This window comes from Rhizobium sp. BG4, assembly GCF_016864575.1.
In the GTDB taxonomy this organism is placed as follows: domain Bacteria; phylum Pseudomonadota; class Alphaproteobacteria; order Rhizobiales; family Rhizobiaceae; genus Rhizobium.
Genome location: NZ_CP044125.1, coordinates 1,832,393 through 1,855,547 on the forward strand (window position 1 = coordinate 1,832,393; position 23,155 = coordinate 1,855,547).

A 23,155-nucleotide genomic window follows, 5' to 3' on the forward strand; every position below is an offset into this window, starting at 1 on the left:
CCCTGCCCTCAGCGGCCGAGGGCGGCGGCGATATCGAGGCCTACGAATTCTGCAGCTTCGCGTGCGGCGCGGTTTTCCGCGTCGCGAACAGCACGCTGCTTAGCGAATTCCTGGCCGGGATAATCCAGCAGGGCAGTCGCATAGCGATTTCCCGCCTTGATGACCTGGCTGTCCTTGGTCGAGCGCAGCGTATAGTCGACGCTGACCGTGACGCGGCCGGCGCGGGCAGTGTCCGATGACTGCACGAGCAGTGTGTCGGTAACGCTCGAGCGGACGTGGATTTCGGCTTCATATTCCGGGTTTTCCGCCTCGCCGGCTCCGCGGCCGGCGATGAAGATCAGCCGGTTGCGGACTTCCTGCTCGACGCGCGAGGTCGCCTCGGAGAAGCCGACCGACGAGAGCTTCGCGGTGACCCCGGAGGATTCCGAGTAGAGCGGACGGACCTGGCAGGAGCTCAGCAGTGCCGCGGAAGCGATGATGATGCCGAGAGCGGCGCGGCGGCCGAGCTTCGAAGCGAAATCAGACGACAATGTTCACAATCCTTTGCGGAACCACGATAATCTTCTTCGGCGCCTGGCCGTTCAGGGCGGCGGTGACCGCCTCCAGGGCTAGCACTGCTTCGGTCACGGCATTCTGATCCGCGTCGCGAGAAATTGTCAATTCAGCGCGCTTCTTGCCGTTGATCTGGACCGGCATAACGACATCATTCTCGGTTGTCAGCGCCTCGTCATAGGCCGGCCATGCAGCTTGCGCCAGCAGGCCGGTATTGCCGAGTGCTGCCCAGCATTCTTCAGCCAGGTGCGGGGTCATCGGGGCCACTAGCTGGACGAGGATCTGCGATGCTTCGCGAACGGCAGAACGGTAGGCCGCGTCGCCTTCGCCGGCCGCAACCTTTGTCAGCGGCGACGCGAGCGCATTGACGAGCTCATAGATGCGCGCCACGGCCTTATTGAACCAGAGCTTGTCATAATCGTTCTGGACGGCCTTCAGCGTCTTGTGAGCGGCTTGGGAGATTGCCAACGCCTCGCCATCCTTAGCCGGATTCGCAGGCACCGCTGCCAGCGCTTCCGATGCTTCGGAAATCAGGCGGTACAGACGCTGGGTGAAGCGGTGGGCGCCTTCGACGCCTGCTTCGGACCAGATGACGTCGCGCTCCGGCGGAGAATCCGAAAGCACGAAGAAGCGAGCCGTGTCGGCGCCGTAGGATGCGATGATATCGTCGGGATCGACGACGTTCTTCTTCGACTTCGACATCTTTTCGATTGAGCCGATCGATACTTCATCGCCACCGTCCAGCAGGAAGGCACGGCGCTTGCCGTCGACTTCCTCGATCCGGATATCGGCAGGTGCGACCCAATCGCCGTGCGAACCGGTGCCGCGGCGGTAGGTTTCGTGCACCACCATGCCCTGGGTGAAAAGGCCCTTGAAGGGTTCCTTCACGTCGACATGACCGGTCTCGCGCATGGCGCGGGTGAAGAAGCGCGAGTAGAGCAGGTGCAGGATCGCGTGCTCGATGCCGCCGATATACTGATCGACGGGGAGCCAGCGATTGGCGGCCTTCGGATCGGTCGGCTGCTTTTCCCACGGGGCGGTGAAGCGGGTGAAATACCAGCTCGAATCGACGAAGGTGTCCATCGTGTCCGTCTCGCGGCGCGCGTCCTTGCCGCAGTGCGGGCAGGCAACGTGGCGCCAGGTCGGATGACGGTCGAGCGGATTGCCCGGCTGGTCGAAGGTGACGTCGGATGGCAGCTGAACCGGCAGGTCCTTCTTCGGAACCGGCACGACGCCGCAATCATCGCAATGGATGACCGGGATGGGGCAGCCCCAGTAACGCTGGCGCGAAATGCCCCAGTCGCGCAGGCGGAAGTTCACCTTGCGCTCGCCCTGGGCCGCGCCGCCGATCTCGGTCGAAGACAGCTTGTCGGCAACGATCTCGAATGCCTCGGTCGTCGTCTTGCCGTCGAGGAAACGCGAGTTGATCATGACGCCATCGCCGTCATAGGCGGTATCGCCGACAGCGAAGCTTGCTGCGTCGCCATCCTTCGGCATGACGACGGGCACGACAGGAAGATCGTACTTGCGGGCGAAATCGAGGTCGCGCTGGTCGCCGGATGGGCAGCCGAAGATGGCGCCCGTGCCGTAGTCCATCAGCACGAAATTCGCGACGTAGACAGGCAGCTCCCAGGACGGATCGAGCGGATGCTTGACCCGGATGCCGGTATCGATGCCCTTTTTCTCGGCCGTTTCGAGGGCTGCCAGCGAGGTGCCGGCGCGGCGGCATTCTTCACAGAAGGCGTCGATCGCGGCGTTCTTGGCGGCGGCTTCCTTGGCCAGCGGATGGTCGGCGGCGATCGCCAGGAAGGATGCGCCGAACAGCGTGTCGGGACGCGTCGTGTAGACGGTCACCTCGGTCTCGCCGGCGGGCGCAGTCTCAGCAACGATTTCCCAACGGATCGTCAGGCCTTCCGACCGGCCGATCCAGTTCTTCTGCATCAGGCGGACCTTTTCCGGCCACTGGTCGAGCGTATCCAGCGCATCGAGCAGATCCTGGCTGAAATCGGTGATCTTGAAGAACCACTGCGTCAGTTCGCGCTGCTCGACCAGAGCGCCCGAGCGCCAGCCGCGGCCGTCGATGACCTGTTCATTGGCCAGAACGGTATTGTCGACCGGGTCCCAGTTGACCTTCGACTGCTTGCGATAGACCAGGCCCTTCTCCAGGAAATCCAGGAACAGGTGCTGCTGGTGCTGATAATATTCGACGTCGCAGGTCGCGAACTCGCGGCTCCAGTCGAGCGACAGACCCATGGCCTTGAGCTGGGACTTCATCGAGCCGATATTCTGATAGGTCCAGGAGGCCGGGTGAACACCACGTTCCATCGCTGCGTTTTCCGCCGGCATGCCGAATGCGTCCCAGCCCATCGGGTGGAGAACGTTGTAGCCGCGGGCGCGCTTGTAGCGGGCGACGACGTCGCCCATCGCATAGTTGCGGACATGGCCCATGTGAATGCGGCCCGACGGATACGGGAACATTTCAAGGACGTAGTATTTCTCGCGCGGATCGGCATTGTCGGTCTCGAAGACCTTTGCCTCGTTCCATTTCTGCTGCCAGCGGGGCTCGGCGTCGCGCGGATTATAACGTTCGGTAGCCATGGTATTCGAATTTCCGGAAAATCAGGGGAAGTTGGTGGTGACCTTCACCACGAAACCACCGTAGCGTCAAGTTTTGCGGGTGCTGCAAATGCCCGATCGGGCGCAGGAAAGGCCGTTTTCGGGCCGGTGGGTCTTGGCAAGCACGTATGCCGCGTTTAGTGCTCTGCCGTCATCACCTAGCATCATGTCGGGGGTAAGCGATGGAACTTCAAGAGCGGCTGAACGAGGTGCGTTCGCGCATTGCCGAAGCAGAGGCCGGGATCAAGCGTCCGGCGGGCTCGGTGCAGCTTGTCGCGGTGTCCAAGACCTTCGATGCCGATGCCATCCGCCCGGCGATTGCCGTCGGTCAGCGGGTCTTCGGCGAGAATCGCGTGCAGGAAAGCCAGGGCAAATGGCCCGAGCTGAAAAGCGAGACGGCGGGCATTGAGCTGCATCTTATTGGTCCCCTGCAGTCGAACAAGGCGGAAGATGCGGTCGCTCTCTTCGATGTTATCGAGACCGTCGACCGGGAGAAGATTGCCCGGGCGCTTGCAGATGAGATGAAGCGGCAGGGCAAATCCGTTCGCCTCTATGTTCAGGTCAATACAGGACTGGAGCCGCAGAAGGCGGGTATTGCGCCAGACGATACCGCCGCTTTCGTCGATCTCTGCCGCAACGAGCTTGGGCTGGCGATCGAAGGGCTGATGTGCATTCCGCCGGCGGAGGAGAATCCTGGGCCGCATTTTGCCTTGCTTGCCAAGCTTGCAAAGGCTTGCGGGCTGACGAAACTGTCGATGGGCATGTCGGGAGATTATGAAACGGCCATTGCTTTCGGCGCCACAAGCGTGCGCGTCGGTTCGGCAATCTTCGGCGCGCGCTAAGCTCGTCTTTCGTCGGGCTTCCTGTCCGCACGTCCCTCCCCTAGATTGGCTCTATAGCTTGCATGTCCTGGGGAGGAGCAGATGCGGAGCCACTATCACAGCGTCTATGACGGCTGGAAAGCCGACCCCGAGGGTTTCTGGAAGAAAGCCGCGGAGGCGATCGACTGGTTCAGGGAGCCGGAGCAGATATTTTCCGCCGGTGACGGCGTCTATGGCCGCTGGTTCAAGGGCGGCGAGACCAATACATGCTTCAATTGCCTCGATCGCCATGTTGCCGCCGGACGGGGTGGCGAGAGCGCTATCATCTTCGACAGCGCCATGAATGGCGCCAAGCGGCGCTTCACCTATGGAGAGGTGCTCGATGAGGTGAAGGCGATTGCGGCGGCGCTGAGCGCACTCGGCATCGGCAAAGGCGACCGGGTGATCCTCTATATGCCGATGGTGCCGGAGGCGATCTTCTCGATGCTGGCCTGCGCCCGGCTTGGGGCCGTGCATTCCGTCGTCTTCGGCGGCTTTGCCGCCAGCGAGCTCGCATCGCGTATCGATGATTCGGGTGCCAAGCTGGTCATCACGGCGAGCTGCGGTCTGGAGCCCGGCCGTGTCGTTGCCTATAAGCCGCTTGTCGATCAGGCCATTGCGACTGCAAAGATCAAACCTGCCCATTGCCTCGTGCTGCAGCGGCAGGAGCTTGCAGCCGATCTGACAGAGGGGCGCGACCTTGATTTCGCCGAGACGGTGGATCGCTATCGCGGTGCGGATATCGGCTGTACGCCAGTGCTTGCGACCGATCCGCTCTACATCCTCTACACATCGGGAACGACCGGCCAGCCGAAAGGCGTGGTGCGCGACAATGGTGGCCATATGGTTGCGTTGCATTGGTCGATGGCGAATATCTATGGGCTGAAGCCCGGCGAGGTCTTCTGGACGGCATCCGATATCGGCTGGGTGGTCGGCCATTCCTATATCGTCTATGCGCCGCTGCTGGCTGGGGTCACGACGTTGATCTATGAGGGCAAGCCGGTGGGCACGCCGGATGCCGGGGCATTCTGGCGGGTCGTGTCGGACTACGATGTGCGGGTGCTTTTCACGGCGCCGACGGCATTCCGGGCCATCCGCCGAGAGGATCCCGATGGCGAGCTTGCGGCGCGCTACAAGAAAGCAAAGTTTCGGGGCTTGTTTCTGGCCGGTGAGCGCGCCGATCCGGAAACACTGAAATGGGCGGAGCAGACGCTTGGCGTGCCCGTCATCGATCACTGGTGGCAGACAGAGACCGGCTGGCCGATCGCTGCCAATCCGATCGGGCTCGGCGAGTTGCCGGTCAAGCACGGATCGCCCTCCGTGCCGATGCCCGGATACGATATCCAGGTGCTCGACGATGCCGGTCATCCGGTTGCCGCGGGCACGCTCGGCAATATCGTTGCCAAGCTGCCGCTGCCGCCCGGATGCCTGCCGACGCTGTGGAATGCCGATGCCCGGTTTCGTTCGGCCTATCTCGAGGAGTTTCCGGGTTACTATAAGACGGCCGACGCCGGCTATATCGATGAGGATGGCTATCTCTTCATCATGTCGCGCACCGACGACATCATCAATTGTGCCGGGCACCGTCTTTCGACGGGTGCGATGGAAGAAATCTGCGCCAGGCACCCGGATGTTGCCGAATGCGCCGTGGTTGGAATCGCTGATTCGCTGAAGGGTCAGGTTCCCTGCGGATTGCTCGTGCTGAAGAAGGGCGTAAGGCGCGAATCACCGGAGATCGAATCAGAAGTCGTTAAAATGATTCGTGAAGAAATTGGGCCGGTTGCCGCCTTCAAAACTGCCATCACCGTCGAAAGGTTACCAAAAACGCGCTCCGGCAAGATTCTGAGGGGCACGATTCAGAAGATTGCGGATGGTCTTCCCTGGAAAATGCCTGCGACAATTGATGACCCGGTAACACTTGAAGAAGTCGCAGAAGCCTTGCGCCACAGGGGTTTTGGCTCTCGACCCATATAGGATATTTGCTATTTGGTAAGAATCGTTGACGAGATGTGACCATCGTTGACGACTTGTTAACCATGTTCTCATTAGCTTTCCCTCAACGGACACCTGAGCTCAGGTGAAGCATGAAGCACCGCCACCGCCGGCCTCTGCCGGTATGCTCCTTCATCCTCACGAGAAGTGGAAAAAGCGATGTCAAGCATCCTGACTAACACGGCTGCGATGTCAGCTCTTCAGACCCTGCGCAGCGTCAACCAGAGCCTGCAGACGACGCAGGCACACGTTTCTTCCGGCCTCCGCGTTGCCAAGGCCGCCGACAATGCCGCCTACTGGTCGATCGCGACGACGATGAAATCCGACAACAAGGCGCTGTCGGCCGTCTCCGACGCGCTGGGTCTCGGCGCCGCCAAGGTCGATACCGCCTATTCGGCCATGGACAACGCCATCGACGTCGTTACCGAAATCAAGGCGAAGATCGTTGCCGCAACTGAAAAGGGCGTCGACAAGTCGAAGATCCAGGAAGAAATCACCCAGCTGCAGGCGCAGCTGAAAAGCATTTCGGAATCGGCCTCCTTCTCCGGTGAAAACTGGGTTGCGGGCAACGGCACGAAGAGCGTCGTCTCGACCTTCGTTCGCGATGGCTCGAACGGCATCTCGGTCAAGATGACCGACTACATTCTCGACAGCGGCTCGACGGGCAACGTCCTGTTCGGCACGACGACCGGCGGTGTTATCGACACCTCGACGGGCATTCTCGGCACGTCCAACGGCTCGGTCGGTTCGGTCTACTCGATGAACATCAGCAACCTGTCGTCCGACGATATCGCCTCGGCGTTGAACAATGTCGAGAACGCACTGAAGGCGATGACGAGCGCCGGTTCGCAGCTCGGCTCGATCTCGACGCGCATTCAGCTGCAGGAGAATTTCGTCTCTACACTCAGCGACTCGATCGACTCCGGTGTCGGGCGATTGGTGGACGCGGATATGGAAGAGGAATCGTCGAAACTGACGGCACTGCAGACGCAGCAGCAGCTTGCGATCCAGTCGCTGTCGATCGCCAACTCCGCTTCGCAGAACATCCTGTCGCTGTTCCGCAGCTAAGCGGCAGCAAGCGGCCAATAAAAAACCCGCCGGAGCGATCCGGCGGGTTTTTCGTTTGGAGAGAAAGACGATCAGAACTGATCGTCTTCGTCCTCATCCTTGGAAGACGACTTCAGCGACTTCAGCTTTGCGAAGACCGCATCGGCGTCGATTTCGCGCTCTTCTTCACGCTCGTAGCTCGGCGTCAGGCGCTCGGTCTCCTGAGCGGATTCGAGCGTTGCGCCCAGTTCGGCTGCGGTCGGCAGCGGACGGCCCTTGGCTGCCTTTTCGACTTCCATGTCGAGGTCGATCTGGCTGCAGAGGCCGAGCGTTACCGGGTCCATCGGCGTCAGGTTTGCGGAGTTCCAGTGGGTGCGCTCGCGGATCTGTTCGATCGTCGACTTGGTGGTGCCAACGAGACGCGAGATCTGGGCGTCCTTCAGTTCCGGATGGTTGCGAACCAGCCAGAGAATGGCGTTCGGACGATCCTGGCGCTTGGAAACCGGCGTGTAGCGCGGGCCGCGGCGCTTCGATTCCGGAACGCGAACCTTCGGCTCGGAAAGCTTCAGCTTGTGGTTCGGGTTGCCCTCGGCGCGCGCTATTTCGTCGCGGGACAGCTGGCCGGTTGCGATCGGATCCAGGCCCTTGATGCCCTGCGCAGCTTCACCATCGGCGATCGCTTTGACTTCCAGAGGATGCAGCTTGCAGAACTGTGCGATCTGGTCGAAAGACAGCGCCGTGTTGTCGACGAGCCAGATGGCAGTCGCTTTCGGCATGAGCAGTTGTTGAGCCATGGATATAGTCCTTCTGTCGTCCGCGCCGGTGTCGCGGTCCGTGGATTGTCACCACAATGTCCGGGAAATATTGGCGCTATATAACCGGAGTGACGCAGAATTGCAATTGATCCGGAATGAAATGACCTTTGTCTAATTGCCGGGCCGTTTTGACCTGCTATGAATGCCCTGAATTGAGTCCCGGGCGCTGCTTCGTGCGGCGAAACCGGTGCCCGCGTGAGGAGGAGTTTCCATGTCGGAGAAGATCTATCCGGTTACCAAACCGGTGAAGAGCCATGCCCTGATCGACAAGGCGAAATACGAGAAGTGGTACGAGGAGAGCGTCGAGAATCCGGACAAGTTCTGGGGCAAGCACGGCAAGCGCATCGACTGGTTCAAGCCCTATACCAAGGTCAAGAACACTTCCTTCACCGGCAAGGTTTCGATTAAGTGGTTCGAAGACGGCCAGACCAACGTCTCCTATAACTGCATCGACCGTCACCTGAAGACGCATGGCAACCAGACCGCCATCATCTTCGAAGGCGACAACCCCTACGTCGACAAGAAGATCACCTATAACGAGCTCTACGAGCACGTCTGCCGGATGGCGAACGTGCTGAAGAAGCACGGCGTCAAGAAGGGCGACCGCGTCACCGTCTACATGCCGATGATCCCCGAAGCGGCTTATGCGATGCTCGCCTGTTCGCGCATCGGCGCCGTACATTCGGTGGTCTTCGGCGGCTTCTCGCCGGAAGCGCTGGCCGGCCGTATTGTCGACTGTGAATCGACCTTCGTCATCACCTGCGACGAGGGCGTGCGCGGTGGCAAGCCGGTACCGCTCAAGGAAAATACCGACACCGCGATCCATATCGCCGCCAAGCAGCATGTCATCGTCGACAAGGTGCTGGTCGTGCGCCGCACCGGCGGCAAGACCGGCTGGGCGCCGGGCCGCGATCTCTGGTACCACCAGGAAGTCGCCACCGTGAAGGCCGAATGCCCGCCGGTGAAGATGAAGGCGGAAGATCCGTTGTTCATCCTCTACACCTCGGGCTCGACCGGCAAGCCGAAGGGCGTGCTGCACACTACCGGTGGCTATCTCGTCTACGCGTCTATGACGCATGAATATGTCTTCGATTATCACCCCGGCGATATCTACTGGTGCACGGCCGATGTCGGCTGGGTCACCGGTCACTCCTATATCGTCTACGGACCGCTTTCGAACTGCGCGACGACGCTGATGTTCGAGGGCGTGCCGAACTTCCCGGATCAGGGCCGTTTCTGGGAAATCATCGACAAGCACAAGGTCAACATCTTCTACACCGCACCGACGGCGATCCGCTCGCTGATGGGCGCCGGCGATCATTTCGTCACCCGCTCGTCGCGCTCCTCGCTGCGGCTGCTCGGAACGGTCGGCGAGCCGATCAATCCGGAAGCCTGGGAATGGTATTACAACGTCGTCGGCGACAAGCGCTGCCCGGTCATCGATACCTGGTGGCAGACGGAAACCGGTGGTCACATGATCACGCCGCTGCCGGGTGCGACCGATCTGAAGCCCGGTTCGGCCACCGTGCCGTTCTTCGGCGTCAAGCCGCAGCTGGTCGACAATGAGGGCAAGGTGCTCGAAGGTGCGGCCGACGGCAATCTCTGCATCACCGACAGCTGGCCGGGCCAGATGCGCACCGTCTATGGCGACCACGAGCGCTTCATCCAGACCTACTTCTCGACGTACAAGGGCAAGTATTTCACCGGCGACGGCTGCCGCCGCGACGAGGATGGCTATTACTGGATCACCGGCCGCGTCGACGACGTGCTGAACGTTTCCGGCCATCGTCTCGGCACGGCCGAAGTGGAATCGGCGCTCGTCTCGCACAATCTCGTCTCGGAAGCCGCCGTCGTCGGCTATCCGCATGCGATCAAGGGTCAGGGCATTTATTGCTACGTGACGCTGATGGCCGGCAACGAGGGCTCTGACGAGCTGCGCCAGCAGCTGATCAAGCATGTCCGCACCGAAATCGGCCCGATCGCCTCGCCCGACAAGATCCAGTTCGCGCCGGGTCTGCCGAAGACCCGCTCCGGCAAGATCATGCGCCGCATCCTGCGCAAGATTGCCGAGGACGATTTCGGATCGCTCGGCGATACCTCGACGCTCGCCGATCCCGCCGTCGTCGACGATCTCATCGCCAATCGCCAGAACAAGGCGAGCGCCTGATCTCAAAAGCCGCTCCCATCCGGAGCGGCTTTTTCAATTGGTGCTGGCGCAGGCTATACGGGGCTTGCGCCCGCCATCATATCCGGCGGCAAGGCCAGCACTCAGCATCTCCTGAGCCGGATTCCTCCCGTCTTGCATGGCGACATCGGCGACGATGCGGCCAAAATATTTGTCGCCGCTGATATTGGTCAGCCTGATGTGCGGCGAACTGGCCGCCATTTCATCCAGCACGGAACGTGCCTGTTCGGCTGCTTGCCTGATAGCGGGGCATTTCGATTTCATTTCCGGTGCGTCGATGCCGCGGATGCGGACATAGACTTCAATGCGCTGCTGCGGCCAGGGGGCCGCTTCCACCAGAAGCGTGTCACCGTCTATGACGCGAATGATCTCCGCAGCGACCGGACCGGTAATCTGCTCGGCGCTCTCCACTGTAAGCGGAAAGACAGACATGGCGACAAGAATCGAAATTATCGTCCTCATGTAGAGGAATAAATTCCGATAATTTGCCGCTGTCAATAGGAATATTTACTTAGAAATCGATGGCGCGGCCGTTGATCTCGTAGTCGCCGAAGCGGGCGGGTTCGGCGCCGCCGCGGCCGCCGATTTCCGCGGGCAGGTTCATGGGTGTCGCGTTGCGCCGGCGCTCTTCAGCTTCGGCAAGCGCACGTTTGGCGGCAGGCGAAAGGGGTTTGCGCGCTTCGGCGCCTTCCACGGCTGGGCCTTCGGTGTTGTCGTTGTCAGCTGATTGCATGGGGCTATCCTGCCGGAAAATATTGAAAGTGGCGGGCGAATAACCAAATCATAGTGCCTGGAAGGGCCGATTGAAACCCTTGAGCCGCCACATAGGAGATGGAGACCCTCGATGAACCTCGTTCGTACTGCCATGTTGCTTGCCTTCATGACGGCCCTGTTCATGTTCGTCGGATTCCTGATCGGTGGCCGCGGCGGCATGATGATCGCCTTCCTGATCGCCGCCGGCATGAACTTCTTCTCCTACTGGAATTCGGGAAACATGGTGCTGTCGGCCTATCGCGCCCAGGAGGTCGATGAGCGCAATGCGCCTGAATTCTACGGCATTGTTCGCGATCTGGCACGAAATGCCGGCCTGCCGATGCCCATGGTCTATCTCTACGACAATCCGCAGCCGAATGCCTTTGCGACCGGCCGCAATCCCGAGAACGCCGCCGTTGCCGCCTCGACTGGCCTTCTTCAGGTTCTGTCGCCGCAGGAAGTGGCCGGCGTCATGGCGCATGAGCTCGCCCATGTTCAAAACCGCGATACACTGACCATGACGATCACCGCGACACTCGCCGGTGCGATCTCGATGCTCGGCAATTTCGCCTTCTTCTTTGGTGGCAATCGCGGCAACAACAATAATCCGCTCGGCTTCATCGGCGTTCTCGTGGCGATGATCGTGGCGCCTTTGGCCGCCATGCTGGTGCAGATGGCGATCAGCCGCACGCGCGAATATTCGGCCGATCGGCGCGGTGCCGAGATTTGCGGCAATCCGCTGTGGCTTGCCTCGGCGCTTGGCAAGATCGCCCGCGGCGCGGCGCAGGTGCCGAATTATGACGCGGAGCGCAATCCGGCGACGGCGCATATGTTCATCATCAATCCGTTGTCCGGCGAGCGCATGGACAACCTGTTTTCGACCCATCCGAATACCGAAAACCGCATCGCCGCACTGCAGGAAATGGCCCGCGGCGGCATGAATGTCTCGACGGCACCGGCTCGGACTGCTAATCCGTCGCGGAAATCGCGCTCTGTTCCGGATACCGGCCTTGGCCGCGGTGATTCCCAACCGCCCAAAGGTCCGTGGTCTTGAATTCGAACGGCAAGAAGCCAGCCAACAAGAACAGCAACAAACCGGGTGAGCGCCCGCCGGCAAAGCCCGGTCTGCAGGCGCGCTCCACTGCCGCCAAGATCCTTGCTGCGGTGGTCGACAAGAAGCTGCCGCTCGATGGCGCTCTCGATCACGAGCATGGCAATCCGGCCTACAAGGCGCTCGGCGAAAGCGACCGCGCGCTTGTCCGCGCGATCCTGAATTCGGCGCTCCGGCATCTGCCGCGCATCGATGCGGCGATTGCCTCGCTTCTTGATTCCCCGCTGCCGGATGGCGCCCGCGCTCTGCATCACGTTCTCGTCGTCGGTGCCGCGCAGATCCTTTATCTCGACGTGCCCGATCATTCGGCCGTCGACCTCGCCGTCGAGCAGGCGAACAACGATCCCCGCAACCGCCGCTTTGCCAAGCTCGTCAACGCCATCCTGCGGCGTCTCGGCCGCGAGAAGGAAGCGATCCTGGCCTCCGTTGCCGATGTTCCGGCCATGCCGGACTGGTTCCTGGCGCGTCTGACCAAGGCTTACGGCAGGCAAGCGGCGCTCGCCATTTCGGATTCCCAGCTGGAACCCGCGGCAATCGACCTGACCGTGAAAGCCGATGCTGCCGCCTGGGCTGAGCGTCTGAATGGCGCCGTGCTGCCGACAGGCGGCGTGCGGCTGGCCGCCTTCGATGGCAGCATTCCCTCGCTTGAAGGCTTCGAGGACGGCGCCTGGTGGGTACAGGATGCTGCAGCCAGCATCCCCGCGAAACTGTTCGGCGATCTCACCGGCAAGCGCGTTGCCGATCTCTGCGCTGCGCCGGGCGGCAAGACGGCCCAGCTCATCCTCGCCGGCGGCAAGGTCACGGCGATCGATCAGTCTGAAAACCGCCTGAAGCGGTTGCGTTCCAATCTCGCAAGGCTCGGGCTGGAAGCGGAAACGCTTGTCACGGATCTCACCAAGTTCCAGCCTGAAGAGGGTTTCGATGCGATCCTGCTCGACGCCCCCTGTTCCTCGACCGGCACGACCCGGCGCCATCCGGATGTTCTCTGGACCAAGGGGCCGGAGGAGATCGAGAAGCTGGCCGGCGTCCAAGAACGGCTGCTGCGTCACGCGCTGGCGTTTCTGAAGCCCGATGGCGTCATCGTCTTCTCGAACTGCTCGCTCGATCCCGCCGAAGGCGAGGACGTGATCGCGCGTGTTCTTGCCGATGTTCCCGGCATTGCCCGGATACCGATCGATGCGGCATCCTGGCCGGGCCTTGAGCAGGCCATCAGCCCGCTTGGCGATTTCCGCACGACCCCCGTTATGCTGCCGATGCCTGATGGGATCGCTTCGGGGCTGGATGGTTTCTACGCCGCGGTGTTGCGACGTGTTGCCTGATTGCAAGGCAGCTTCTTATATTTCATCTTTGTCACGAATTAATGCAGCCCACCCGGTGAAAGCGGCTCTCGTTCACCTATTCTTAATCACGAGGGTCAATAGAAAATAAATTATGCAATCCGGCGGGCGTTTTTGGACTTTGTATGTTCGGGAGGCTTGGCGGCGCGTGTCGCGCCGTGCTGCTCTGCTGCGCCTGCGCGCCTTCCGTCATACCATTCAGGCGCCGGAGCGCCTGATCGTTGCGCCGACCGATCTGCGCGCCATCGATTCTCACGTCGCCGACGAGATCATGAACGGGCGCTTTCCGCTGGCGGGTCGGATGCTCGAGACCAACGGCAAGTCGCCCTTCGCTTTCACTTTGCCCTCGCGCGCGTTCGCCAATCGCCTGCATGGTTTCGGCTGGCTGCGGCATATGCGGGCCTACAAGAGCGATCGTGCGTCGCTGATCGCCCGGTCGATCGTCGATAGCTGGCTGTCCCTGCATTCCGGCCGCATCGAAGGCGTGGCCTGGGAAATCGATGTCACGGCGCAGCGGGTCATCGCCTGGCTGTCGCATTCGCCTGTCGTGCTGCACAATGCCGACCGCGGTTTCTATCGCCGCTTCATGCGCTCGCTTGCCTTTCAGGTGCGGTATCTGCGGCGGATGGCGCCTTATGCGCCTGCGGGCGAAGTGCTCTTCCGCCTGCGGATTGCGCTCGCCATGGCGTCGATCTCCATGCCGATGCGCGCTGGTGCGCTGCGCAAGGCCGCTTTGGCGCTCGACAATGAGTTCGATCTGCAGATCCTTCCCGATGGGGGGCACATCTCGCGAAATCCCCGCGCCGGGCTTGAACTCCTGCTCGATCTGCTGCCGCTGCGCCAAACCTATGTGAATCTCGGCCATGATCTGCCGCAGAAGCTGATCTCCGGCATCGATCGCATGTATCCGGCGCTGCGCTTCTTCCGGCATCAGGATGGTGATCTTGCGCTCTTCAACGGCGCCACCTCGACGCTCGCCAATGAGCTGATGTCGGTGCTGCGCTATGACGAGACCGCTGGCCAGCCATTCAAAGCGATGCCGCATTCGCGCTATCAGCGGCTGGCGGCAGGAAAGACTGTCGTCATTGCCGATACCGGCACGCCCCCGGTGGGTTTGTTGTCACGCACCGCGCATGCCGGTTGCCTGTCTTTCGAGATGTCGTCCGGGCGCCATCGCTTCATCGTCAACTCCGGTTCACCGAAATTTGCCGGCAAGCGCTATGTGCAGATGGCACGCACCACGGCGACGCATTCGACGGTGACGCTGAACGATACGTCCTCCAGCCACTTCTCGCCTTCGGAATTCCTTGGTCACGTGATGACCGATATGGTGGATACCGTGACGGTAGAGCGTGCCGAGACGGAAGACGGACGTGATGGGCTGAAGATGGTTCACGACGGCTATCTGCGCGACTTCGGCGTGCTGCACGAGCGCGAGTTGTCGATGAACTCTGCGGGCGCTATCATCGCCGGCCGCGACCGGCTGATCCTGCCGGGCGAGAAAGTCAGCGACGAGCCGCTGAAGGCGGCGGTGCGCTTTCACATCCACCCGTCGATCAATCTGAAACAGAACGACCGGGAATCCATTCTGCTGACCGCGCCGGATGGCGAGAGCTGGCTATTTTCCTCTCCCGGCAACGAAGTGCTGATTTCGGAAGACATCTTCTTTGCCGATGCCTCCGGCATCTGCGGTTCTGATCAGATCGAAATCGACTTCGATTTCGCTGAAAAGCCGGAAATTCGCTGGTTTCTGTCCCGCAAGAGCTAGTCGGCATTTACGCGGCGGCAGCGCTCGTGCTAACGCGGCGCCATAATCCTATACGTCCCTCGCCGGATGTCTCCCGAAGCCCGAACGGAGAAGGTTCATGGCCGTCATTTCCAAGAAGATCCCCGCCCCCGACAAGGTCAAAGCAAAGACCGCGCTGCTGTCCGTCTCCGACAAGACCGGTATCGTCGAGCTTGCCAAGGCGCTGTCGGAAAAGGGCGTTCGCCTGCTCTCGACCGGCGGCACGCACAAGGCGATTGCCGCTGCCGGTCTCGATGTCACCGACGTTTCCGAAGTCACCGGCTTTCCTGAGATCATGGATGGCCGCGTCAAGACGCTGCATCCGACGGTTCACGGCGGCCTGCTCGCTATCCGCGACGATGCCGAGCATCAGGACGCGATGAAGAAGCACGGCATCGAAGGCATCGATATCGCCGTCATCAACCTCTATCCGTTCGAGGAGGTTCGCGCTGCCGGCGGCGATTATCCGACGACCGTCGAGAATATCGACATCGGTGGCCCGGCGATGATCCGCGCTTCGGCAAAGAACCATGCCTACGTCACCATCCTCACGGATCCGGCCGATTATGCCGAGCTGCTGCAGCAGCTTTCCGATGATGCCGGCCAGACGAGCTACAGCTTCCGCCAGCGCATGGCCGCCAAGGCCTATGCCCGCACGGCGGCTTACGACGCGATGATCTCGAACTGGTTTGCCGAAGCGCTGGCAATCGATACGCCGCGCCACCGGGTGATCGGCGGCGTTCTCAAGGAAGAGATGCGCTACGGCGAAAACCCGCACCAGAAGGCTGCCTTCTACGTGACCGGCGAGCAGCGCCCGGGCGTTTCGACTGCCGCTCTCCTGCAGGGCAAGCAGCTCTCCTATAACAATATCAACGATACCGATGCGGCCTACGAGCTCGTTTCCGAGTTCCTGCCGGAGAAGTCTCCGGCCTGCGCCATCATCAAGCATGCCAATCCCTGCGGCGTGGCAACAGGCCCGACGCTGCTCGAAGCCTACAAGCGGGCGCTCGCCTGCGATTCCGTTTCGGCTTTCGGCGGCATTATCGCGCTGAACCAGACGCTGGATGCGGAAACGGCCGAAGAGATCATCAAGCTTTTCACCGAAGTGATCATCGCACCTGATGTGACCGAGGAAGCCAAGGCGATCGTCGCCAAGAAGCCGAACCTGCGCCTGCTGTCGGCCGGTGGTCTTCCCGATCCGCGCGTTGCCGGTATCACTGCCAAGACGGTTTCCGGCGGCCTGCTGGTTCAGACCCGCGATAACGGCATGGTCGAGGATCTCGAGCTGAAGGTCGTCACCAAGCGTGCGCCGACGGCCCAGGAACTCGAAGACATGAAGTTCGCCTTCAAGGTCGGCAAGCATGTGAAGTCGAACGCCGTCGTTTACGCCAAGGACGGCCAGACCGCCGGGATCGGCGCCGGCCAGATGAGCCGCGTCGACTCTGCCCGTATCGCCGCCCTGAAGGCCGAGGAAGCGGCAAAGGCGCTTGGCCTGCCCGTTCCGATGACCAAGGGTGCGGCCGTCGCCTCCGAGGCCTTCCTGCCCTTTGCCGATGGTCTGCTGTCGATGATTGCAGCGGGCGCTACCGCGGTGATCCAGCCGGGTGGCTCGATGCGTGACCAGGAGGTCATTGACGCGGCCAACGAGCACAATATCGCGATGGTCTTTACCGGAATGCGGCACTTCCGCCATTGATCAAGAAAGCCCCGGCCTCGAGCCGGGGTTTTTCGTTCAGGCCTTCTTCCTGTCAGCCGGATAGGGTGTGAAGAATAGCAACGCTAGGCCACCGATCAGGAAGATAACCAGCGTTGCCATGCCGAGCCGGGCGGAGCCGCTGGAATAGGTAACGATCGAGAACATCAGCGTCGCCATGAAGCTGGTGGCGCGGCCGGAGAGCGCATAGATGCCGAAATAGCGTCCGGCCTCCTCCAGGCTGACGCTGCGGGCCAGATACGAGCGCGATGAAGCCTGCACCGGGCCGAAGGCAAGGCCGATCAGCAATCCGTAGAGAATGTAAGCCTTTTCGGCGGCGGTGCCGAAGAAGCCCCCGGAATCGGCAACGGGCAGCTCGATCAAGCCGAAAAGCGTATAGCCCGGTCCCGTCGAGATGATCCCGACAGTGGCGATGAGCAGCATGATCAGGCTGATGACGATCGTCACCTTTGAGCCGATGCGGTGATCGATGCGGCCGGCAATGATGCAGCCGAAGATCGCGACGACATTGAGGATGATGCCATAAAGGCCGATCTCGATGGTCGCCCAGCCGAACATGCCAGCGGCGAAGGTACCGCCGAGGATCAGCAGGCCGTTGACGCCGTCCTGGTAGATCATGCGGGCGAGTAGGAACTTCAGGATACCCTTGCGGTGCTTCAGTTCGCCGATCGTGTTGCGAACCTCTGCGAGCCCCACCTTTACGGCGCGGCCGAACGGTATGCCTTTCGGCGCATCAGGCGTGAAGAGGAACATCGGGATGATGAAGATCAGGTACCAGACCGCGGAAATCGGCCCGGTGACGCGGGCGTCCTCGCCGGTATGCGGGTCGAGGCCGAAGAGCGGGTCGAAGCCGAGCAGCGTCTTGCCGGTTTCGAGGCTTCCGGCGAGCAAGGTGACAACGGCGATCAGCACGATCATGCCGCCGAGATAACCGAGGCCCCAGGCGGTGTTGGAGAGGCGTCCGACCTCGTCCTTGCCAACCAGCCGCGGCATCATCGAATCGTTGAAGACGATCGAGAATTCGGCGGCGATCGAGGCCAGGATCATGAAGATCATTGGGTAGATGACCGGAGAGCCCGGTGCCGCAAACCAGAGGCCGAACAGGCTGGCGATCTTGATGACCGCGAAGAAGCCGATCCAGGGCTTTCTGGCGCCCGATTGGTCGGCGATCGATCCCAGGATCGGTGAAAGCACGGCGATGATCACCGAGGAGATCGTTGCCATGTTGCTCCACATGGCCTGGGCATGGACGGGATCGGTGGTCAGCCGGGAGACGAAATAGGGACCGAAGATGAAGGTGGTGACGACGGTGAAGAACGGCTGCGCCGCCCAATCGAAAAACATCCAGCCCCAGATACCCGCCTCCGGCGCTTTCTGCGGCGCCGGAGTTCCCTCTCCCGTCCAGTCGATTCTGCTCACACGTCCGCTCCCATTGTCGCGGCGGACTGTGTCACCTCGTCCGGTCGCGCGCAAGATCGGTCAGGAGACCTGCGGCAACGGTGATCCGGGCGAGATTCGGCTCGCCGCTGTCGCCGAGGCTGGATAGCTCCTCGGTGATGCGGTTGATGCGGATACGATCGACCGCATGCCAGGCCTGAACCGGCAGCTTTTCCTTGCCGTGCTCCGAGAGCGCCGAAATGACGATATCGCGGCGCGCGCTGGCGATCTGGTCGATACTGCGGGCCAGAGCCAGGTTCTCGTAGTGATCGGAAGTGACGATCCGGTTGCCGGCGGCAAGCAGGCGGCCGATGCGGAAGGTCTGCGATACCGCGAAATAGCTCTCGGCTGCGCGTGCCAGCGCTTCGCCCGTCCGCTCGGCGATCTGCATGATCTCCGGCACCAGTGCAAAGCCCGGAAGGCCGGCGATATCGGCTGCCAGCTTGTCGGGAAGACCGGCTTCCTGAAACTCCGTCTGCCGTGTTTCGAACTCGGCGGGCGCCTGCGCCGCGAAAGACGGCTTCAGCTTCTTCAGAGCTGCCTGCAGCCGGCTAACGGTTTCGGCGATATCGCCCTTGGCCATGCCGGTTTTCAGCATCAGACGGGTCAAGACCGTGAAGCTATGGCCGATCTCTTCGTAGATGCGGTTCTGCATCTGGCCGGAAATCTTGCCATCCAGCGCATCGGTTTCGCTCCAGAGGCGCGTCAGATCGAAGCCATCGCGGGCGATGATTGCGGCACGGACGACTTCGGCTGCGGAGGCTGCCGTCGCATCGACCATGCTGACGGCAAAGGCCGGGCCGCCGCGGTTGATCGCTTCGTTGGCCAGAACCGTTGCGACGATTTCGCGCTTCAGGCGATGGCTGTCGATATCGGCGGCGTTGGTCTTTTGCATCTTCGCCGGGAAATAACCCGACAGCGTCGAGGCGAAATAGGGATCGTCAGGCAGGTCGCTGGCGATCAGCGCGTCGAAGAGCACGATCTTGGCGTAGGAAAGCAAGACGCCAATTTCCGGGCGGGTCAGCGGCTTTCCGGCGGCATAGCGCTCGGCGAGCGTTGCATCGTCAGGGAGCGTCTCGACCTTGCGGTTCAGCTGCTTTGCGCCTTCGAGAACGGTCATGAAGCGGGCAAGTTCCAGGCCGTTGGCGGTGCCCTTGCGCTCGGTCAGCGAGATCGCGAGTGACTGCAGATAGTTGTTGCGCAGCACGAGGCTCGCGACTTCGTTGGTCATGGAGGACAGCAGCTGGTCGCGCTTGGAACGCGTCAGGCGGCTGTCATGCATGGCGTTGGCGAGTGCGATCTTGATGTTGACCTCGACGTCCGAGGTGTTGACGCCGGCGGAGTTGTCGATGGCGTCGGAATTGCTGCGGCCGCCCTTCAGACCGTAGGCGATACGGCCCTTCTGGGTGACGCCGAGATTGGCGCCCTCGCCGATCACCTTGGCGCGGACATCGTCGGCGCTGATGCGGATCGGGTCGTTGGCGCGGTCACCGACTTCGGTGTCGGTTTCGGCCGCGGCCTTTACATAGGTACCGATGCCGCCGAACCAGAGCAGGTCGACCGGGCTCTTGAGGATCGCGGTCATGATCTCGAACGGTGTCGCCACGGACTTGTCGATGCCGATCGCAGCGACAGCTTCAGGCGTCAGCGTTACCGACTTTGCGGCACGGGAGATGATCATCGCGCCCTTCGACAGAACCGACTTGTCGAAATCCTGCCAGCTGGAGCGGGCGAGATTGAACAGGCGCTGACGCTCGCCGAGCGTCTTCTCCATATCCGGATCGGGATCGATGAAGATGTCGCGGTGGTCGAAGGCGGCGAGCAGCCGGATCTTCGGGGAGAGCAGCATGCCGTTGCCGAAGACGTCGCCCGACATGTCGCCGACGCCGGCGACGGTGAAGGGCGTCGTCTGGATGTCGATATCCATTTCGCGGAAGTGGCGCTTCACGGTCTCCCAGGCGCCACGCGCGGTGATGCCCATCTTCTTGTGGTCGTAACCGGCCGATCCACCCGATGCGAAGGCGTCGTCCAGCCAGAAGCCGGCTTCCTGCGCCAGCGCGTTGGCCGTGTCGGAGAAAGTCGCGGTGCCCTTGTCGGCGGCGACGACGAAATAGGGGTCGTCGCCATCGATGCGAACCGTGTTGGCGGGCGGCACGATATCGGCGCCGGAGATGTTGTCGGTGATCGACAGCAGCGTGCGGATATAGGTCTTGTAGGCTTCGCGGCCGGCGTTGAAGATCTCGTCGCGGCTGCCGCCGACCGGGAGCTTCTTCGGATAGAAGCCGCCCTTGGCGCCAACGGGAACGATGACGGCGTTCTTGACCTGCTGTGCCTTCACGAGACCCAGCACTTCCGTGCGATAATCCTCGGCGCGGTCGGACCAGCGCAGGCCGCCACGGGCGACCTTGCCGAAGCGCAGGTGAACACCCTCGACCTCAACGCCATAGACGAAGATTTCGCGGAAGGGCAGCGGCTGCGGCAGGCCATCGACCAGATGCGGGTCGAGCTTGAAGGCGAGCATCGCCTTGGTCGAGCCATCCTCGTTGCGCTGGAAATAGTTGGTGCGCAGCGTGGCGTCGACGACGTTGATATAGCGGCGCAGGATGCGGTCGTCGTCGAGGCTCGGAACATTGGCGAGCGCCGTTTCGATCGACTGGTGCAGATCGGCAAGCTTCTTCAGCCGCGGCTTCTCGGCGACCGCCGGATCCATGGTTTCATGGAAGAGGCGGAAGATCGCTGCTGCGATATCAGGGTATTTGTCGAGCGTAGCGGCGATATAATCCTGCGAATAGGCAATACCTGCCTGGCGCAGATAGCGCGCATAGGCACGCAGCACGTTGGTTTCGCGGGCGGAGAGGGCCGCCGAGAGAATCAGGCGGTTGAAGCTGTCATTGTCGATCGTGCCGTTGAAGGCGGCAACGAAAGCTTCCTCCAGCGGCGCGCCGAAGCGGCCGAGATCGATGTCGGTGCCGCTGCGGGCTTCGAGCTCCATATCGTGGAGCACCACGATGCTGGTGGCGCCATCGGCAGCGGGGACTTCGATATCGAAGGTCCTTTCGCTGAGGACGTTGAAGCCGAGATTCTCGAGCAGCGGAACACGGCGCGAGAGTGGCAGCTGTTCGCCGCTGTGGAAGATCTTCAGGGACAGGATGCGCCCGCGCTCGTTGTCGTCGCGGTAATAGAACTCGATGCGGATCGGTTCGCCGGCTGCGCATGCGCTGATATCGAGAAGATCGCCGACGGCTTCATCCGGCGAGAAGGCTTCCTGGAAGGCGTTGCTGACGCCGATCCGGGGCGCCTTCGGGCCTGCCAGCATTTCGAAGCGGCTGTCCCAGCGGGCGGTGATTGCCCGGATCGCTTCCTCGAGCTTGGCCTGGGGAATGCGCGGCGTCTTGCCGCCGGAGCGGCCGATGATGAAGTGGACGCGGGCGACGCCGCCTTCCGGGAAGGCCGGGTAATAGGCGGAAACGCGGCCGTCATAGACGGTCTTCAAGTAGGTGCCGATCTTCTCGCGGACGATCGAGTCATATTCTTCGCGCGGCACATAGATGATGACGGAAACGAAGCGGTCGAAATGGTCGATGCGCGGCAGGACGCGCACGCGCGGCCGGTCGGCGAGGTCGTTGATCTGCTCGGCAAAGCTCGACAGCAGCGTCGTGTCGATCTGGAAGAGATCGTCGCGCGGATAGGATTCCAGCGTGTTGTCGAGCATGCGGCCGGAGTGGCTCATCGGGTCGAAGCCGAAATGCTCCTTCACCTTGGCGATCTTCGAGCGGATCAGCGGGATCTCGGACGCCCAGGACGTATAGGCCGTCGATGTGAAGAGGCCGACGATGCGGAGTTCGCCGGTGACGTTGCCATCCTTGTCGAAACGCTTGACGCCGACATAGTCCATATAGGCGCGGCGGTGGACCACAGATTTGACGTTGGCCTTGGTGACGATCAGGAAATCCGGGCCGTCGAGGAAGGCGAGGATCTCGGGCGTCGTCGTCACCGCATCCTTGCCCGTGCGCAGGACGAGAACGTCGGGATTGGAGAGAATACCGAGGCCGGTGCCCTTGTCGCGCTCCACCTTGGCGCCGGCGCCCTTGCCGGAATAGACGTATTCGCGCATGCCGAGGAAGGTGAAGTTCTCATCGCGCAGCCAGGTCAGGAAGGCGAGTGCTTCGTCGCGGTCTGCCTTCTTGCGGCTGGAGCCATATTCACGCAGCTCGTCGATCGCCGTATCGAGCTTGGAGAGCATCGGCTTCCAGTCGGAGACCGCCTGGTCGACCTGCTCCAGCACCGTCTTGATGCGCTTCTGCAGATCGGCGGCCTGGGCCGATGTCAGCGGCGAAATATGGATCTGGATATGGCTGACGCGCTTCGCCGGATCGCTCGGCTCGTCGGCAGAGTAGAGCTCGGGAGCCTTGCCGTCTTCGAGGACCAGAATGGGGTGAACCGCCATGAAGAGATCGCGGTAGGTGCTGGTCACCTCGCCCATCACGGACTCGTAGAGGAAGGGCATGTTGTGGTCGGTGATCGTCAGAACCGATACGGCAATGCCCGCGGGCTCGACATCCGCGATGGTGTCGATGCTGACGCGCGGCGTCTTGCCGTTCCAGGCCTGTAATTCGCGGGCGGAATGGACCGCCGACAGCGCGAGCATCTCCGGGGTGTAGCGGTCGAGATCGTCGCCGCTGGCGCGGCCGAAGAGAATTTCGGGCTCAAGAAATTTGTCGCCGGTCGCGGCCGCGATCTTCTTGGCGCTCTCGATCTGCTTTTCACGTTTCGGATTTTGTCTTACGGCCATTTCAGATGCTCCCCCCGAGTCGTTCGGTTTTGGGCAAAATATCAGAAGAGTTATCGAAAAAATCTCTAAAAGAGGCGGTTTGACGGCAGCTTTCGTTCATTTTCGCCCCTGTTTGGATCACTTTCCGGAAGAATTGACGCTTATCTCGCAGAGCTAAA

General features: G+C 61.6%; 15 protein-coding genes. 8 read left to right on the top strand and 7 right to left on the bottom strand.

The window, feature by feature from the left end; translation table 11 throughout:
- Window positions 1-8: 8 nt before the first annotated feature.
- Window positions 9-530 (bottom strand): LPS assembly lipoprotein LptE, encoded by a 522-nt coding sequence (lptE, locus tag F2982_RS09480; protein WP_130282982.1) that lies wholly within the window; start codon window positions 528-530, stop codon window positions 9-11.
- Window positions 520-3,150: a leucine--tRNA ligase gene (leuS, locus tag F2982_RS09485; protein ID WP_203429910.1), complete on the bottom strand. Its 2,631-nt coding sequence runs from the start codon at window positions 3,148-3,150 to the stop codon at window positions 520-522. Before leuS ends, lptE begins: the two co-directional genes overlap by 11 nt.
- A 200-nt stretch (window positions 3,151-3,350) precedes the next feature.
- On the opposite strand from leuS, the gene F2982_RS09490 reads away from it, so the two are divergent.
- The 3 genes from F2982_RS09490 to F2982_RS09500 all read left to right on the top strand — a co-directional run bounded on the left by F2982_RS09490 (window position 3,351) and on the right by F2982_RS09500 (window position 7,088).
- On the top strand, window positions 3,351-4,010 hold the full coding sequence (locus F2982_RS09490) for a YggS family pyridoxal phosphate-dependent enzyme (RefSeq protein ID WP_203429911.1): 660 nt from the start codon (window positions 3,351-3,353) through the stop codon (window positions 4,008-4,010).
- Window positions 4,011-4,091: 81 nt separating this feature from the next.
- Window positions 4,092-6,002: a propionyl-CoA synthetase gene (locus F2982_RS09495; protein WP_203429912.1), complete on the top strand. Its 1,911-nt coding sequence runs from the start codon at window positions 4,092-4,094 to the stop codon at window positions 6,000-6,002.
- Window positions 6,003-6,179: 177 nt separating this feature from the next.
- The gene (locus tag F2982_RS09500) at window positions 6,180-7,088 is read left to right on the top strand and encodes a flagellin (RefSeq protein ID WP_112718075.1); all 909 of its coding nucleotides are present in this window, start codon (window positions 6,180-6,182) and stop codon (window positions 7,086-7,088) included.
- Between the two features lie 71 nt (window positions 7,089-7,159).
- Here the strand turns inward: F2982_RS09500 and F2982_RS09505 are convergent, their stop codons facing one another.
- Complete coding sequence (locus F2982_RS09505; RefSeq protein WP_112718077.1) at window positions 7,160-7,861, bottom strand: DUF1013 domain-containing protein; 702 nt, start codon at window positions 7,859-7,861, stop codon at window positions 7,160-7,162.
- 232 nt (window positions 7,862-8,093) lie between these two features.
- On the opposite strand from F2982_RS09505, the gene acs reads away from it, so the two are divergent.
- Window positions 8,094-10,049, top strand: a complete 1,956-nt coding sequence (gene acs / locus F2982_RS09510) for an acetate--CoA ligase (protein ID WP_203429913.1) — start codon at window positions 8,094-8,096, stop codon at window positions 10,047-10,049.
- A 33-nt stretch (window positions 10,050-10,082) separates the two neighbouring features.
- On the opposite strand, the gene F2982_RS09515 is transcribed toward acs, so the two are convergent.
- Together F2982_RS09515 and F2982_RS09520 are read right to left on the bottom strand one after the other, a co-directional pair.
- Entirely contained in the window at window positions 10,083-10,565 is a 483-nt protein-coding gene (locus tag F2982_RS09515) for a thermonuclease family protein (RefSeq protein ID WP_246777531.1), read from the bottom strand.
- A gap of 13 nt (window positions 10,566-10,578) precedes the next feature.
- Window positions 10,579-10,800 (bottom strand): DUF1674 domain-containing protein, encoded by a 222-nt coding sequence (locus F2982_RS09520; protein ID WP_203429914.1) that lies wholly within the window; start codon window positions 10,798-10,800, stop codon window positions 10,579-10,581.
- A gap of 111 nt (window positions 10,801-10,911) precedes the next feature.
- On the opposite strand from F2982_RS09520, the gene htpX reads away from it, so the two are divergent.
- From htpX to purH, 4 genes are all read left to right on the top strand, one after another.
- Complete coding sequence (htpX, locus tag F2982_RS09525; protein WP_203429915.1) at window positions 10,912-11,874, top strand: zinc metalloprotease HtpX; 963 nt, start codon at window positions 10,912-10,914, stop codon at window positions 11,872-11,874.
- Window positions 11,865-13,250 carry an RsmB/NOP family class I SAM-dependent RNA methyltransferase gene (locus F2982_RS09530; protein WP_203429916.1) on the top strand — a complete coding sequence of 462 codons (1,386 nt, stop codon included), beginning with the start codon at window positions 11,865-11,867 and terminating at the stop codon, window positions 13,248-13,250. Before htpX ends, F2982_RS09530 begins: the two co-directional genes overlap by 10 nt.
- Before the next feature lie 112 nt (window positions 13,251-13,362).
- Window positions 13,363-15,036 (top strand): heparinase II/III family protein, encoded by a 1,674-nt coding sequence (locus F2982_RS09535; RefSeq protein ID WP_203429917.1) that lies wholly within the window; start codon window positions 13,363-13,365, stop codon window positions 15,034-15,036.
- A gap of 97 nt (window positions 15,037-15,133) precedes the next feature.
- The gene (purH, locus tag F2982_RS09540; protein WP_203429918.1) at window positions 15,134-16,750 is read left to right on the top strand and encodes a bifunctional phosphoribosylaminoimidazolecarboxamide formyltransferase/IMP cyclohydrolase; all 1,617 of its coding nucleotides are present in this window, start codon (window positions 15,134-15,136) and stop codon (window positions 16,748-16,750) included.
- A 36-nt stretch (window positions 16,751-16,786) separates the two neighbouring features.
- Here the strand turns inward: purH and F2982_RS09545 are convergent, their stop codons facing one another.
- Window positions 16,787-18,187, bottom strand: coding sequence for an MFS transporter (locus F2982_RS09545; RefSeq protein ID WP_112718093.1), 1,401 nt, complete (start codon window positions 18,185-18,187; stop codon window positions 16,787-16,789).
- Between the two features lie 31 nt (window positions 18,188-18,218).
- Window positions 18,219-22,997 carry an NAD-glutamate dehydrogenase gene (locus F2982_RS09550; protein WP_203429919.1) on the bottom strand — a complete coding sequence of 1,593 codons (4,779 nt, stop codon included), beginning with the start codon at window positions 22,995-22,997 and terminating at the stop codon, window positions 18,219-18,221.
- Window positions 22,998-23,155 lie beyond the last annotated feature (158 nt).

Excerpts from the sequence above, each read along its gene's own strand:
- leuS (WP_203429910.1), bottom strand. The coding sequence starts at position 3,150 with ATGGCTACCGAACGTTATAATCCGCGCGACGCCGAGCCCCGCTGGCAG.
- F2982_RS09490 (WP_203429911.1), top strand. The coding sequence starts at position 3,351 with ATGGAACTTCAAGAGCGGCTGAACGAGGTGCGTTCGCGCATTGCCGAA.
- F2982_RS09495 (WP_203429912.1), top strand. The coding sequence starts at position 4,092 with ATGCGGAGCCACTATCACAGCGTCTATGACGGCTGGAAAGCCGACCCC.
- F2982_RS09500 (WP_112718075.1), top strand. The coding sequence starts at position 6,180 with ATGTCAAGCATCCTGACTAACACGGCTGCGATGTCAGCTCTTCAGACC.
- F2982_RS09505 (WP_112718077.1), bottom strand. The coding sequence starts at position 7,861 with ATGGCTCAACAACTGCTCATGCCGAAAGCGACTGCCATCTGGCTCGTC.
- acs (WP_203429913.1), top strand. The coding sequence starts at position 8,094 with ATGTCGGAGAAGATCTATCCGGTTACCAAACCGGTGAAGAGCCATGCC.
- F2982_RS09520 (WP_203429914.1), bottom strand. The coding sequence starts at position 10,800 with ATGCAATCAGCTGACAACGACAACACCGAAGGCCCAGCCGTGGAAGGC.
- htpX (WP_203429915.1), top strand. The coding sequence starts at position 10,912 with ATGAACCTCGTTCGTACTGCCATGTTGCTTGCCTTCATGACGGCCCTG.
- F2982_RS09535 (WP_203429917.1), top strand. The coding sequence starts at position 13,363 with ATGCAATCCGGCGGGCGTTTTTGGACTTTGTATGTTCGGGAGGCTTGG.
- purH (WP_203429918.1), top strand. The coding sequence starts at position 15,134 with ATGGCCGTCATTTCCAAGAAGATCCCCGCCCCCGACAAGGTCAAAGCA.
- F2982_RS09550 (WP_203429919.1), bottom strand. The coding sequence starts at position 22,997 with ATGGCCGTAAGACAAAATCCGAAACGTGAAAAGCAGATCGAGAGCGCC.